Origin of the sequence: Acinetobacter brisouii (assembly GCF_008993995.1) — a bacterium.
Classification (GTDB): domain Bacteria; phylum Pseudomonadota; class Gammaproteobacteria; order Pseudomonadales; family Moraxellaceae; genus Acinetobacter; species Acinetobacter brisouii_A.
Genome location: NZ_BKNN01000006.1, coordinates 1 through 15,413 on the forward strand (window position 1 = coordinate 1; position 15,413 = coordinate 15,413).

Here is a 15,413-nt window from a genome sequence, read left to right on the forward strand (position 1 = left end):
TATTAGAAAGTTCAAAAATGTATGTATTACCTGAAAAAAGGCATAGGCTGTGTCCGAGAGTAGTTAAAGCAAAACCTGCAAAATATCCAAAGAAAAAATGCCAATCAGCTTAACTGACTGGCATTACGCACAAGGCGAGTTTTTTAAATATGGTTACAGCAAATAAATTACAAGCTGTAATACATATCAAATTCAACAGGGTGAGTTGTTGTATTTAGACGGCGAACATCTTCCATTTTAAGGTCGATATAAGCATCCAACATTTCTTTAGTGAACACGCCACCTTTCAACAAGAACTCATGATCCGCTTGAAGTGCTTCAAGCGCCATTTCTAGGCTATGAGCAACAGTTGGGATTTTAGCTTCTTCTTCAGGAGGAAGATCATACAAGTTTTTGTCAGCAGCTTCACCTGGGTGGATCTTGTTTTGGATACCATCAAGACCAGCCATCAACAATGCAGCAAAACCTAAGTACGGGTTCATCATTGGATCAGGGAAACGCGCTTCGATACGTTTGCCTTTAGGGCTAGAAACGTAAGGAATACGGATAGATGCTGAACGGTTACGTGCTGAGTAAGCCAACATGATTGGTGCTTCAAAGTGAGGAACCAAACGTTTGTATGAGTTAGTCGATGGGTTAGTAATCGCGTTTAATGCACGAGCATGCTTGATCACACCACCGATGAAGTAAAGTGCCATTTCTGACAAACCAGCATACTCATCACCAGCGAACAAGTTCTTGCCATCTTTAGAGATTGACATGTGAACGTGCATACCAGAACCATTATCACCTACCATTGGTTTAGGCATAAAGGTTGCAGTTTTGGCATATTGGTGTGCAACGTTCCAAACCGCATATTTGAACTGTTGTACTTCGTCAGCTTTACGAACCATTGTATTGAAGCTTACACCAATTTCTAACTGGCAAGATGCAACTTCGTGGTGATGTACTTCTACACGACCTGGCCCCATGATGTCTTCGATTTTGTTACACATCTCAGCACGCATGTCTTGATGAGAATCAACAGGCGGAACTGGGAAGTAACCACCTTTAACGCGTGGACGGTGACCAGAGTTACCAGATTCGTAATCTTTACCAGTTGACCAAGCTGCTTCTTCAGCGATCAAAGTATGACGAGCGCCAGACATGTCGATGTCCCATTTCACTTCGTCAAATACAAAGAATTCTGGTTCTGGACCAAAGAATGCTGTATCACCAATACCTGTAGATTTTAAGTATTCTTCTGCACGACGAGCAATCGAACGTGGGTCACGTTCATAACCTTGACCAGTAGATGGTTCAATAACGTCACAAGTCACAACAACAGTCGGTTCAGCGAAGAACGGGTCGATAAAACCTGTTTCTGCATCTGGACGCAAAATCATGTCAGACGCTTCAATGCCCTTCCAACCTGCAATTGAAGAACCATCAAACATTTTACCGTCTTCAAAAGAGTCTTCATCAATTGAGTCAGCTGGGTAAGTTACGTGTTGCTCTTTACCTTTAGTATCTGTAAAGCGAAAATCGACCCATTTAGCGCCACTTTCTTTGATAAGTTCAAGAACCTTGTTCGCCATGCTCTTTATGCTCCAATCAAGTATTTTTATTGCACGTATGAGGTGCGTGTTAGAAGTTGGACGTAATTAAGCAACTCCCGTGCCAACTTTATAATGCTTAGCTAAGCTATTGATAAGTATATATTCTAAATAGTGGTTAGCCAATTCACCTTTCATCATTATACTGTTCATAAAATGAAATGCACCATATTCAAACATTTTAGGTAGTATTCTATTAAAAACCACACAAAATGAACCAAAAAAGTGCATTTATATATTTATGATTTAATGCAGTGCATTCTCAAGCCGATTGCTGAAAATTAATTGCTATTTTTTTATACAGTACTACAGTTTTTTGAAGATTTTATGTCAAATGTTACACCCCAACTCGTCAAAGCCGCTCATCTTTTACAAACTGGCAGATCAAAAACTGATATTAAATGAGCAATTTAAAGGTTCCACAACAACATCAAGTCACTCATGAAAGCAATTTGTATCGCCTTAGTGCATTGAGCATTTTCTCCCGAAATATAAAAATTGCGAGCAACGCTCGTAGCACTGTAAGACTGCATATCTACACAGTCAGGATTTCTATTATCTTTGACTTTGTACTTGATTGAGAATGCAACAATTCAGCGTGAAATAGTTCAGCAAAAATCGGTTATTTTTTGCTATGATGATTTTCGCTATAGAAAACCGCCTTTATTTTTTAGACAAATATGGGTTTTTCATGTTCTATATCAGTAATTTTGGACTAAGCACATTTTACGTGCATGCATCTCAATAGGTTAAATATCATGCTTCTAATGATAGACAATTACGACTCCTTTACTTACAACATCGTCCAGTACTTTGGCGAATTAAATCAAGAAGTAAAAGTAGTTCGCAATGATCAAGTCTCATTAGAGGATATTGAACGATGGCAACCGAAGTATCTGGTGATTGGCCCTGGCCCTTGCTCTCCATCTGAAGCTGGCATTTCCATTCCTGCCATTCAGCACTTTGCAGGCAAAATTCCGTTGCTTGGCGTGTGCTTGGGGCATCAAAGTATTGGACAAGCCTTTGGTGGAAAAATTGTGCGTGCCAAACATGTCATGCATGGTCGTTTATCCGAAATGTACCATAGTGATAAAGGGATCTTCAGCGACTTGCCATCACCATTTACAGCGACACGCTATCACTCACTTGTGATTGACCAAGCGACCTTACCTGAGTGCCTCGAAGTGACCTGTTGGACCAATGAACCTGATGGTTCTATGGAAGAAATTATGGGTGTGAAACATAAGACATTGCCTGTTGAAGGTGTGCAATTTCACCCAGAATCGATCCTAAGCCAACACGGACATCAAATTTTCCAAAATTTCCTCGATATTTATAAATAGCGGTTGCCATGAATATTCAACAAGCTCTAAGCCATATTACAAAAAACATTCACCTCACCCGAAGTCAGATGCAAGATGTGATGCGTAGCATTATGCAAGGTGAAGCCACTGACGCACAAATTGGTGCTTTACTGATGGGGCTGCGTCTCAAAGGTGAAAGCATTGATGAAATTACTGCTGCTGCCGAAGTCATGCGTGAGTTAGCCATCAAAATTGATGCCCGTGATATTCCTCATTTGGTTGATATCGTGGGCACAGGCGGTGATGGTCAGAACTTATTTAATGTCTCAACTGCCTCTAGCTTTGTGATCGCGGCTGCAGGTGCCAGCATTGCCAAGCACGGTAACCGTGGTGTTTCGAGTAAATCGGGTTCATCTGACCTGCTCGAACAGGCAGGAATTCGGTTGGATCTGAACATTGCCCAAACCGAACGTTGTATCCGTGAAATGGGTATTGGATTCTTGTTTGCGCCAAATCATCATCAAGCCATGAAACATGCAATTGGCCCACGTAAAGAATTGGGTATTCGTACCATCTTTAATTTACTTGGCCCACTCACCAATCCTGCGGGCGTAAAACGTCTTGTGATTGGCGTGTTCTCTGACGAGCTTTGTTACCCAATGGCAGAAGTCATGAAGCAGCTCGGTGCAGAGCATGTCATGGTGGTGCATTCTAAAGATGGTTTGGATGAAATCAGCCTCGCTGCACCCACAACGGTTGCCGAACTCAAAGACGGTGAAATTCGAACTTGGACGATTTCCCCTGAAGAGGTCGACATTACCCCGCAAAGTTTGCATGGTCTGATTATTGATAGCCCAGATGCTAGCCTGAAACTGATTAAAGATGCCCTCGGACGCAACAAATCAGAGATTGGGCAAAAAGCAGCAGACATGATTGCACTCAATGCAGGTGCAGGGATTTATGTTGCAGGCTTGACGAAAGACTACAAACAAGGTGTGGCCTTTGCCCAAGATATTATTGATGGTGGTCAGGCACTTGAAAAAATGAGTGTTTTTGCCGAATTTACAAAAACCCTAAAACAGATTGAAAGCGCATAAGGAACGGTGATGGTAGATATCGCAAACACAATTTTAGGTAAAATTGTTGACCGTAAAGTTGAGGAGCTTGCCGCACGCCGTAAAACTTACAGCCTGCAAGACCTTGAAAAACTGGCTGCGCAAGCCACACCTGTACGTGGTTTTGCACAAGCATTGCGTGCTAAACGCCCAGGCGTGATTGCTGAAATTAAAAAAGCCTCGCCATCTAAAGGTGTGATTCGTGCCAACTTCAATCCTGCTGAAATTGCACAGCAATATGAGCGTGCGGGTGCAGCTTGTTTGTCTGTCCTGACCGATGTCGACTTTTTCCAAGGTGCAGATGAAAATATTCAGATTGCACGCACACATTGTGCATTGCCTGCTCTACGTAAGGATTTCTTGATTGATCCTTACAACGTGGTTGAAGCACGTGCTTTGCATGCAGACTGTATTTTGCTGATTGTGGCGTGCTTGTCCGATCAACAACTTCAGGAAATGTCACAAACTGCATTCGAGCACAACCTCGATGTTTTGGTTGAAGTGCATGATGAAGCTGAACTTGAACGTGCATTACAACTCGATGAACGCTGCTTACTTGGCGTCAATAACCGCAATCTAAAAACTTTTGAAGTCGATTTAAACACTTCATTACGTTTGAAAAAATTACTTGATCCACAGCGATTACTCGTGACAGAAAGCGGCATTGCAACAACCGAAGATGTCAAAATCATGCAAGATCATGACATTCACAGCTTCCTTGTTGGCGAAAGCTTTATGAAACAACCTGATCCTGCACAGGCATTCCAAGCCCTATTTGGAAGACCTGAACAGTTATAAAAGCATCTTGATGCAAGCCGAATTTAGATGCATCTAGATTCGGCTTTTGTATTATTTTGATTGCTTAGCAGAATTAAAATAATTCAAAACCATCCCTTGCCGACTTAACAAAATTTATATTACAAATAAGCATTCAGCTTTTGATCTCTCACCCTGTGCAATTTCGTACTATACTGACTAAGTCAAATTTCACTTTTTTATGTTTATTATCATGAGTAATAAAGATTCTGCTCTGTCTAAAGAGCAACAATCACTGCTCAAGCAGTTTAAAAAACAAATCACTCATCCTCAGACGACTCAACTGTTACAACAACAGGCTGTAGAAAAAGCGAAAGCTGAAGAACCTGAGAATGACTGGGATTTATTTAAAAAAGCTACCCAAGGTGTGCAAAAGTTAGATCACGCCAATATTGCCAATCTCAATCAAACCAAACGTAAAAAACTCGATGCTCAGACGCTTGCAAAACGTGTTGCGGCGGAAGGTTCAGCAGAAACTGAAGGAGCTGAACTCTCTGATACGCAAGCTGTACTGAACCCCGTCGGCAGCCAGCAAACTTTGAGTTATCGCATTGCAACCTTACAACATCGGGTGTTTGAAGATTTAAAAGCAGGCAATTTACGCTGGTTCGAGGCGGTAGACCTGCATGGCTGTACTGTTGAACAAGCACGTGCTGCTGTTTTACAAGTCATTCAAATAGCAAAAGATGAAAATCAAAATGTGATTAAAATTGTACATGGCAAAGGCCCTGAAGCCATTTTAAAAACTTATGTGAATGGCTGGTTACGTCAACATCGTGATGTACTGGCATTTGTCAGTGCGCCTGAAAACCAAGGTGGGACAGGTGCAGTTTTGGTGCTTCTGAAACGTACAGAGAAAAATCCAAAGTATAAACAGTAAGCTGTTTTAATAATTATTGTCGGTCTTTGGCAAGTTTTCTGTTAAAATGCCGACCTTGCTCAACCAGTGTAAGTGAACACCTGTTATGTCTATGCAGCAATCCTACGAAAAAATTCTCACTGCGGTCGGTGAAGACCTTCAACGTCCGGGTCTTAAAGACACGCCTGTTCGTGCGGCGCGCGCTTTTTCGTATTTGACTTCAGGTTATAACCAAACGCTTGAAGAAGTTACAAACAACGCGGTTTTCCCATCTGAAAATCGCGAAATGGTTTTGGTGAAAAACATCGAATTTTATTCGCTATGTGAACACCATTTATTACCATTTTATGGTCGTGTGCATATTGCCTATTTGCCTGAAGGACAAGTCTTGGGACTTTCTAAATTTGCCCGCATTACTGAAATGTTTGCGCGTCGTTTGCAAATTCAGGAAAATTTAACGCAGCAAATCGCGGAAGCCGTTGCAAGCGTAACGCATGCACGCGGTGTTGCCGTGGTGATTGATTCGGCACATATGTGTATGATGATGCGTGGCGTTGGCAAACAAAACTCAACAACGCGTACGGTCTCTTTTGTTGGTGAATTCAAAACTGATGAAGAAGTACGCCGCGAGTTTTTACGCGTTGTGCCTGAGAGCTATTAAGCTTAAACGACCAAAGGCAAGTTTTTACTTGCCTTTTTTATGTCTGCGATGTTGAACATATGCTTCGTGTAACTGCCAGTTGCCCTGTGCGTCACGTTGCCCCAAAATTTTCAGCACCAGCACCAAACTGAGCAGTAACAATAAATACCACGAGCCAATTTTTCCCCACCAGACAATGTGCCAACCATCCATCTGACTTGGATAAACCCAAATGTCATAAAAAGTACTAATATTTTCCGCAATCCAAATCAGAAAAGCTAAAAATAGTAAGACTGGCAGCATGGGCAAATGCCATGAGTGACTTAAAATCTGAAAATTCACCTTGGTCTTCCAGAAAATCAACACACTCCACACAAATAAAATACTGCGAATATCTGGAATAAAAAACTTACTGATAAAGTTGATATAAGAACACAATGCCAAAGCCAGCATATTGACCAAGCTGGGAAGTTTTTCAAATGAGAGATGAAATAAACGAATTGAACGCGCAAAAAAACTGCCAATTGCCGAATACATAAAGCCTGCAAATAAAGGCACAGTCAAAATTTTGAGAATCGCAGGTTCAGGATACTGCCATGAACCAATATTCGGTGCAGTCAGTACCAGTTCCATAATCATCGCCATCACATGAAATAGCGCAATGACTTTCGCTTCCTGCCATGACTCCAGACGAAAATACAGCATCAAACCTTGGATCAGAATCGCACAGAAAAACAAATAATCGTAACGATACAAGCCCCAATAAGACTGATGCCCCATTTTAAAACTCAAGGCAAAAACAATCAGCAATAAAATACCAAAAAGTGCAGCGGACATGGCACGCTGCACTACAGTAAAAATAAATCGAACGGCAAAGTTCACGCAAATTTAGCCTAGATACTTGGCACTATATTCATGAACAGTATCGACAAAAACTTTGGCATGATCTGGATCAACCCATTGAGTGATACCGTGTCCAAGGTTTGCGATATATCCTGTTTTTTCACCATTTGCATAAGCATCATCAAGCATGGCATGAACAGCTTTTTGAATCGTGTCTGCTGAGCCATATAAAGTTGCAGGATCTAGATTACCTTGTAATGCAACTTTACCCTGCACCATTTCACGTGCAGTCTGTAATGATGTTGTCCAGTCTAGTCCTAACGCATCCGCACCTGTACTCAGCATTGGTACTAACCACTGCCCACCACCCTTGGTAAATAGAATGACAGGAATACGCTGACCGTCTTTTTCGCGCTGTAAACCTGCAATAATTTTTTGCATATACTGCAAAGAAAATTCCTGATATTCACGATGTGCTAACGAGCCACCCCAACTATCAAAAATCTGAATCGCCTGTGCACCTGCATCAATTTGCGCATTAAGATAATCAATCACAGAGTCAGCCAAATGATCAAGCAATGCATGGAGTAACTCAGGCTGTGCGTACATCATCTGTTTGGTAAAACGAAAGTCTTTGCTTGAACCACCTTCAACCATATAAGTTGCCAGTGTCCAAGGGCTGCCTGAAAAACCGATCAGTGGAACTTGCCCCGCCAATGCCGAACGAATGGTTGAAACGGCATTCATCACATAGGCCAAATCAGTTTTGGCATTCAATTTAGGTAACTGAGCAATATCTTGTTCTGTTCGAACTGTTCTATGAAATTTTGGCCCTTCGCCTGCTTCAAAATACAGACCTAAACCCAAAGCATCTGGCACAGTTAAAATATCTGAAAATAAAATTGCAGCGTCCAAATCATAACGACGCAAAGGTTGCAGTGTCACTTCACATGCAAAATCAGTATTTTTACATAAAGAAAGGAAATCACCCGCTTGGGCACGTGTTGCACGATATTCTGGTAAATATCGACCTGCTTGACGCATCATCCAGACAGGGGTGGTATCGACAGGTTCACGCAATAAAGCACGTAGGAAACGATCATTTTTTAAAGTCGTCATGTCCTTTCCATGAGTTAGAAAAAATTTACCTATCATAACAAAAAGCCCGTATTTTGAATAATCAAGCTGTTGGTTATTTTTATGGGTGCAATATCAATACGAAATAGTTAATGCATGGGTTTACAAATTCTGTAATACTGACTGCGTTTTTTCATCACAGATACATAATTCTTAAGGTTGAATTAGATGTTCGTTCGCTCATTGCTCGCTATGAGTTTAAGCTATCTCATGCTAAATACTGCTTTTGCAGCTTCTAATGCAGAGCAACCATTAACTCCTAAAAAAGTCGCTTCAGCGGCGACCATTCAAGATCCGATCAATCCACTTGCGCTAGATACTAAAGCCGCATCAGAAGTCATGGGTGATGAGCATACAGCATCGAATGTTGTCAGTACAGCAGCATCCGATGTCAGCTCAACTACGGCTGCATCTGAAGTACAAATCTCTCAGCAAGAACAAAAAAATCTTAACCAAGTCACTAAGACCGTTAAAACCATTGATCAGGGTTCTGAGAAAACGGCAGCACCAACAAAAAATAATGCTGCACGTAATGCATGGACGTTAGATAATTTAAATAATATTCAGTGGTATGCAGATATTGCTAAGGGTCAATTCCCTGTCTATGCACGTGCACAGGTGATGCTCAATAACAACCATGCTTCGCCAGGCGCAATTGATGGCAGCAGCGGTAAAAATACATTAAAAGCATTGGCTTCATTCCAACAAATGCAAGGTCTACCCACAACAGGTGAGCTAGATCAAGCCACTTGGAATGCACTTGTTGCGACTCAAAATAAGCCTGCTTTTATTGAATACACGTTGACCGAAGCTGATCTAAAAGGACCTTATGCGAAAAGCATCCCTTCTGATTATGCGCTACAAGCAAAAATGCCAGGTTTGTATTATACCCGCGTAACAGAAATGCTTGGTGAAAAATTCCATATGGATGAAGCATTCCTCAAACAGCTCAATCCTAAGGCAACGTTCAACAAAGTTGGGGAAAAAATTATTGTGACCAACATTCGCAATAATCTCCCTGAAGATATTCACTTGATCGTGGCACATAAGGGCGCAAAACAACTGTACCTATTTAATGACCGCAATCAAATGATTGGCTCATTCCCTGCAACAATTGGCAGTACAGACACACCATCGCCAACAGGAACTTATAAAGTTGTGGGCGCAACCAAGAACCCTTACTACAGCTACTCGCCGAGTAACTTTGTTCAGGGTAAAAACTTAAAACCTTTAATGCTACCACCAGGCCCTAATGGTCCTGTAGGGAATGTATGGATTGGTTTAAGCAAGCGTTCATTTGGTATTCATGGTACGCCAAACCCATCTTTAATCTCTAAAACAGCATCTCATGGTTGTATTCGTCTAACCAACTGGGATGCCAATGATTTAGCAAGTAAAGTAAAAGCTGGTGTTACCGTTAAATTTCTTGAATAATTAAACTTCAGTATTCCAATAAGCTCAGAATTTCTGGGCTTATTTTTTATGCTTTTCGCTTTAAAGTGTAAAAGCTTAACGATATAAAAAGAATAGTCATGGATATGAAGCAGATCTTTTTCCTGCCAGGTGCGTCAGGAAGTACCCAATTTTGGCACCCTGTCCAACAAGCACTTGCGGACACCTATCAAAGTCATGTGATTGGCTACCCTGGTTTTGGGCGTACGCCAAGCATTCACAATCTCAATAATTTTGAGCAGTTGACGGATTACGTCATCAGTCAAATTCAACAGCCTTGTTATCTCGTTGCACAATCTATGGGTGGCGTTTTTGCTGTTGCCGCAGCATTAGCCAAACCCGAATTGGTACAAGGATTGGTACTGGCTGCGACATCTGGCGGCATAAACCTTGATCACTTTCATGTTGCAGACTGGCGGCAAATGTATAAAGAAGAGTATTTAACTCATCCTGATTGGTTTATCACCACTCAAACCCGTTATGAAGATCAATTACAGCACATTCAGTGCCCAAGCTTATTACTTTGGGGAGAGATCGACCCAATTAGTCCTATTGCTGTCGGTGAATATTTACAGCAACAATTAACCCAAGTCGAACTCTATATTATTGCTCAAGGTCAACATCATTTTGCAAAAACACATGCGGATGAGGTCAGTCATCTAATCCGAACATTCCTTGCACGACATGAACAATAGCGACCAAAATCAAAAAAGCCTGTCATTCTTAGACAGGCTTTTTGATTAAAAAACTGAATTTAATTAAAGTTTAGGGTCGCGTAACTGGACCAATGATTGGTTGGCTTTCGTCAACATCTCAGTAAATTTATTCAACACTACAGGCATAAACTGATCAGCAACCTGTGCTGCCTGCAAACCTAACTTTTCACCTAAAGTTGGCTTACGGCGAGTATGAATCAAATAAACATCATGATCTGGAAGTAATTTTAAAATGACTTCATCTGATGTTTGTAAGGCATCAACCAAGTTCAGTTCTAAAGCGTCCTGACCATACCAGTGTTCACCTGTTGCCACTTTTTCAACATTGAGTTTTGGACGGTATTTTTCAACAAAGTGCTTAAATAAAGTATGGGTTTGTTGCAATTCCTGCTCAAACTTATCTTTACCCTCTGGTGTATTTTCTCCAAACATGGTGACTGTACGTTTGTACTGCCCTGCGGTATAAAGTTCAAAATCGACATGATGTTCGCGCAGTAAACGATTAAAGTTTGGCACCTGCGCAACAACACCAATTGACCCAACAATGGCAAATGGCGCTGCAATAATTTCGTTGGCAATACACGCCATCATATAACCGCCACTTGCAGCCACTTTATCAACCACAATCGTGACATGAAAACCTGCTTCACGTAGACGGACAAGCTGTGCAGCCGCCAAGCCATAACCATGCACCATACCGCCTGAGCTTTCTAAACGAATCAGAATACGATCCTGCCCTGCTTTTGCAGTTGACAAAATCAGGGTAATTTCTTCACGTAATGCACTGACCGCAGATGCTTGAACATCACCTTTAAAGTCAATCACATAAACTTTTTTATTGTTTTTCTTACGTTGTTTTGCTTCTTTCGCTAACTGCTTGTTAAATTTCAAAAATTCAATTTTTGATGTGGTACTTTGAATAATTTTCTTTCTTTGTTCATTCACACGTGCGTTTAAATGGGTCACGTGCATTTCAGCAGGAATTTTGGGCAATTGAAATAACATATCTTCGCCTAATACATAAAGTTATAAGCTCAAGATGAGGGTTAGCGCATTAAAAATCAATAGCCAAATGATCATGACTACAATTCAATAAAAATCCCCATGCCTGCGCATAGGGATTTAATCACAATCTATAAAGTCGTTTAGACCAGCATTAACCAAAACGACCTGTAATATAAGCTTCTGTAAGTTGATGATCAGGTTGTGTGAAAACTTTCTCAGTTGAGTTGACTTCAATCAAATCACCCAAATGGAAATATGCTGTACGATCTGAAACACGCGCAGCTTGTTGCATCGAGTGAGTCACAATCGCAATGGTATATTGATCAGATAATTCTGAAATTAATTCTTCAATTTTTGCTGTTGCAATCGGATCAAGTGCCGAACAAGGCTCATCCATCAAGATCACTTCAGGACTCACGGCAATGGTACGTGCAATACAAAGACGTTGTTGCTGACCACCTGACAAACCCGTACCTGATTGTGTTAAACGGTCTTTCACTTCATCCCATAAACCCGCTTTACGCAAGCTATTTTCAACAATTTCCTCTAAATCATACTTATCACGCGCCAAACCATGTAATTTTGGACCGTATGCCACGTTATCAAAAATTGATTTTGGAAATGGGTTTGGTTTTTGGAAAACCATACCAACTTGCGCTCGCAGCAAGACCACATCAAGATTTGGATCATAAATATCTTGCTGATCCAGAGTCACTTTCCCCGTGACACGACAACTGTCAATGGTGTCATTCATACGGTTTAAAGTACGCAAGAAGGTAGACTTACCACAACCCGATGGCCCAATAAAAGCAATCACTTCATTTTGGTAAATGTTCAGGTCAATCCCTTTAATGGCCTCGGTTTCACCATAATAAACATGAACATTTTCAGTGCTGATTTTGACTTGCTGTGCTGCTTTTTTCTTTGCATTCTCAGGTTGTTGATCAAACTGTCCAACATGAATATTGATTGGACGATGAGCTGTACCTTCATGTGAAGTATGAGATTCTGGAACCACCTGTGTATCCTGCGCTTGGAATGGACTTGTATTTGCTGTATTCATTTTTTTGCCTCAATTACCAGCGTACTTCAAATTTCTTACGTAACCAAATTGCCAAACTGTTTAAGCCGATCATCAAGCCTAACAACACAATAATGGCTGCTGCGGTACGCCCTTCAAAGAAGTTACGCAATTCATTACCCTGCCATAAATAAACTTGCACAGGTAATGCAGTTGCTTGGTCTAATGGAGTATGTGGAATGTTTGCAACAAAGGCGCTCATTCCGATCAAAAGTAATGGTGCAGTTTCACCCAATGCGTGAGCAACACCAATAATTGAACCCGTCATAATCCCGGGTAATGCCAATGGCAAAACATGGTGAAAAACGGTTTGTACATTTGATGCGCCTAAGCCCTGTGCGGCTTGACGAATCGATGGTGGCACCGCTTTTAACGATGCGCGTGTTGTAATAATGACTGTTGGCAAGGTCATTAGACTCAAGACCAAACCACCAACAAAAGGTGCTGACAAAGGTAAATGCATCCAACCCACAAAAATCGCAGCACCCAATAAACCAAAGACGATCGAAGGAACTGCTGCCAAGTTGTTGATGTTTACTTCAATAATGTCAGTGATAATATTTTTCTTAGAAAATTCTTCAAGATAAATTGCACTTGCCACACCAACTGGGATCGAGATAAAGATCACGATTAGCATCATGAACAATGAACCCATAAATGCGCCTGCCAAACCGCTGCTTGCTGGTGAACTACGTGAGTCTGTATTGGTAAAGATCTTGAAGTTAAACGTATGCTCAAGTAAGCCTTGTTTCTCCATACGATCAGCAAGCTTACGCACTTCTGGGCTTAACTGCTGCTGATCATCAGGTAAACTGCGATCAATTTTACCTGTTAACCAAACATCAATATTAGCATCGGCAAGGAATTTAAGATCAAGCTTCTGACCAATCAGACTGGTATCTTTAAATACCATGTCACGTACACGGAAAGCTTCTGAACTGGTGTAGATACTGCGTAGATCATCTTCTTGACCAGCAAGGCTTGGGTCTTTGGCGATCATACCCTTCACAATCAGACTATCCCAGTCCACCATACCCATTTTGGTTTGCCAATCGACATAACGCTCTTGATATTGAGCAGGTGATTCATTGGCAGTTTGGATAGGCTTTGGCCCTGCATCAATGATTTTCGGGTCAAAATAAACAGGTACTGTCAAACTGGTTTGCCAAAATGCAGGCACACCTTTATACAAAATACTGCCAAATAATATCGCAACGAAGCATAGACCCGTAACAACCGCAAATAACCCAAAAAAGCGGAAGGTTTTTTCTTTGCGATGGCGCTTTGCCAAAGACTGGGTAATAGTTCTTTTACGTTTTTCACGCAATTCAGCCGCAGTATTTGGCTCAAATACTGGCTGCTGCGTTGAGGTATTTGTCATACTCATTCGTATTGCTCACGATATTTACGCACAATGTAGAGCGCAACAACATTAAGACCGAGGGTGATTACAAACAGGGTGAGACCCAATGCAAAGGCAACCAATGCTTGTGGACTTGCAAAGTCAGTATCGCCTGTTAATTGCTTCACAATCGTAACGGTTACCGTCGATACCGCTTCAAGTGGGTTAACATGTAACAATGGACTATTTCCTGCTGCCAATACCACAATCATAGTTTCCCCAACAGCACGAGAAACTGCCAATAAGAATGCACCTGTAATCCCTGGCAATGCAGCTGGAAGAACCACTTGTCGTATGGTTTCAGATTTGGTTGCACCTAAACCCAACGAACCATCACGTAAAGCACGTGGAACTTGGGTAATAATGTCATCTGACAAAGATGAGACAAATGGAATAATCATCACCCCCATCACAAAGCCCGCGGTGAGTGCACTGGTCGCATTAATTTCAACGCCAACTTGATCACCCAAATATTTGAAAAATGGCCCAACCACCATCATGGCAAATACACCATAGACAATCGTTGGAATACCCGCCAAAATCTCAATGGTTGGTTTTGCCCATGCTCGCAAACGTGGTGAAGCGTATTCAGCTAAATAAATCGCAATCATTAAACCAACAGGAATGGCAACCAATAAGGCAATGGCACTGACCATGAGTGTGCCCCACAACAATGGTAATAAACCATAACTGCCTTCTGCATTACCTGTGGTACTAAATCCTGGGTTCCATTCTGTTCCAAAGAAAAATGCTGCAGGACTGACAAAGTGGAAGAAATGCAAAGCTTCGCTAAGCATTGACATCACAATGCCGATGGTTGTCAAAATTGCAACACCTGAACAGAGTGCCAAGCCAATACGAATAACTTTCTCAACACCATTACGGGCACGGTATTTTTGATTAATTCTTTTTTGTGCGAAGATAAGACCTGCCATTGCAACACAGATCACAACAGCAAACTTGGCATAATCACCAATTTTTGCCATCTGTGCATATTGTTCTGCCGCTTTCAACTCATACGCTTGTGGCTGATCGGTCACACCAAATCCTGAAGCGATGGCTTGTACACGATCGAGCAAGACGGTTCTGCTCGCTTCATCAAGACCAGACAAGATCGAACTTGGAACTTGGTTGAAAACCGCCTGATGTAACAGGACAGGTTCCAAAGCATTCCACAATATAAGAATGATAAATGCAGGAATACCACACCAAATCGCGACAAGTGCGCCATAATATCCCGGACGAGAATGCAAACTGACTGAGCTATTGCCTTTCCCTGCCAGTTGACGGCTTTTTTTCAAGCCTAACTGGTATGCAACTGCAACAAAAGCCAGCAGTACACCCAAAAGAAGCAGATTCATCTTATCTCCGCTCGGTTTCCATTTTAATTAAAACGCCCAAGGGTCAGTCCAAGAACCTCAGACTGACCTCTTTTTGAGCACAACCAA

General features: G+C 41.6%; 14 protein-coding genes. 7 read left to right on the forward strand and 7 right to left on the reverse strand.

The window, feature by feature from the left end; translation table 11 throughout:
* Positions 1–167: 167 nt before the first annotated feature.
* Entirely contained in the window at positions 168–1,577 is a 1,410-nt protein-coding gene (gene glnA / locus GBN19_RS02710) for a type I glutamate--ammonia ligase (RefSeq protein WP_151710504.1), read from the reverse strand.
* A 776-nt stretch (positions 1,578–2,353) separates the two neighbouring features.
* On the opposite strand from glnA, the gene GBN19_RS02715 reads away from it, so the two are divergent.
* The 5 genes from GBN19_RS02715 (at position 2,354) to folE (ending at position 6,350) form a co-directional block, all read left to right on the forward strand.
* Complete coding sequence (locus GBN19_RS02715; RefSeq protein ID WP_151777066.1) at positions 2,354–2,938, forward strand: anthranilate synthase component II; 585 nt, start codon at positions 2,354–2,356, stop codon at positions 2,936–2,938.
* Positions 2,939–2,946: 8 nt separating this feature from the next.
* Positions 2,947–3,996 (forward strand): anthranilate phosphoribosyltransferase, encoded by a 1,050-nt coding sequence (gene trpD / locus GBN19_RS02720; protein WP_151777067.1) that lies wholly within the window; start codon positions 2,947–2,949, stop codon positions 3,994–3,996.
* A 9-nt stretch (positions 3,997–4,005) separates the two neighbouring features.
* Entirely contained in the window at positions 4,006–4,812 is an 807-nt protein-coding gene (trpC, locus tag GBN19_RS02725) for an indole-3-glycerol phosphate synthase TrpC (RefSeq protein ID WP_151777068.1), read from the forward strand.
* Between the two features lie 211 nt (positions 4,813–5,023).
* Positions 5,024–5,710, forward strand: a complete 687-nt coding sequence (locus tag GBN19_RS02730) for a Smr/MutS family protein (RefSeq protein ID WP_151777069.1) — start codon at positions 5,024–5,026, stop codon at positions 5,708–5,710.
* 91 nt (positions 5,711–5,801) lie between these two features.
* Positions 5,802–6,350, forward strand: a complete 549-nt coding sequence (gene folE, locus GBN19_RS02735; protein ID WP_171494421.1) for a GTP cyclohydrolase I FolE — start codon at positions 5,802–5,804, stop codon at positions 6,348–6,350.
* Positions 6,351–6,374: 24 nt separating this feature from the next.
* Here folE and GBN19_RS02740 read toward each other — a convergent pair whose 3' ends face one another.
* On the reverse strand, positions 6,375–7,166 hold the full coding sequence (locus GBN19_RS02740; RefSeq protein ID WP_171494422.1) for a DUF817 family protein: 792 nt from the start codon (positions 7,164–7,166) through the stop codon (positions 6,375–6,377).
* A 51-nt stretch (positions 7,167–7,217) separates the two neighbouring features.
* Positions 7,218–8,291: a uroporphyrinogen decarboxylase gene (gene hemE / locus GBN19_RS02745; protein WP_151777072.1), complete on the reverse strand. Its 1,074-nt coding sequence runs from the start codon at positions 8,289–8,291 to the stop codon at positions 7,218–7,220.
* A 186-nt stretch (positions 8,292–8,477) separates the two neighbouring features.
* Here hemE and GBN19_RS02750 point away from each other — a divergent pair, with 186 nt between their 5' ends.
* Entirely contained in the window at positions 8,478–9,743 is a 1,266-nt protein-coding gene (locus tag GBN19_RS02750; RefSeq protein ID WP_151777073.1) for a L,D-transpeptidase family protein, read from the forward strand.
* 98 nt (positions 9,744–9,841) lie between these two features.
* Positions 9,842–10,456 carry an alpha/beta fold hydrolase gene (locus GBN19_RS02755; protein WP_151777074.1) on the forward strand — a complete coding sequence of 205 codons (615 nt, stop codon included), beginning with the start codon at positions 9,842–9,844 and terminating at the stop codon, positions 10,454–10,456.
* 63 nt (positions 10,457–10,519) lie between these two features.
* On the opposite strand, the gene sohB is transcribed toward GBN19_RS02755, so the two are convergent.
* From sohB to pstC, 4 genes are all read right to left on the reverse strand, one after another.
* On the reverse strand, positions 10,520–11,482 hold the full coding sequence (gene sohB / locus GBN19_RS02760; protein ID WP_151777075.1) for a protease SohB: 963 nt from the start codon (positions 11,480–11,482) through the stop codon (positions 10,520–10,522).
* A 151-nt stretch (positions 11,483–11,633) separates the two neighbouring features.
* Complete coding sequence (gene pstB / locus GBN19_RS02765; RefSeq protein ID WP_151777076.1) at positions 11,634–12,545, reverse strand: phosphate ABC transporter ATP-binding protein PstB; 912 nt, start codon at positions 12,543–12,545, stop codon at positions 11,634–11,636.
* Positions 12,546–12,558: 13 nt separating this feature from the next.
* Complete coding sequence (gene pstA, locus GBN19_RS02770) at positions 12,559–13,950, reverse strand: phosphate ABC transporter permease PstA (RefSeq protein WP_151710515.1); 1,392 nt, start codon at positions 13,948–13,950, stop codon at positions 12,559–12,561.
* Positions 13,947–15,326, reverse strand: a complete 1,380-nt coding sequence (gene pstC, locus GBN19_RS02775) for a phosphate ABC transporter permease subunit PstC (protein ID WP_151777077.1) — start codon at positions 15,324–15,326, stop codon at positions 13,947–13,949. The genes pstA and pstC overlap by 4 nt, the downstream gene beginning before the upstream one ends.
* Positions 15,327–15,413: the final 87 nt, after the last annotated feature.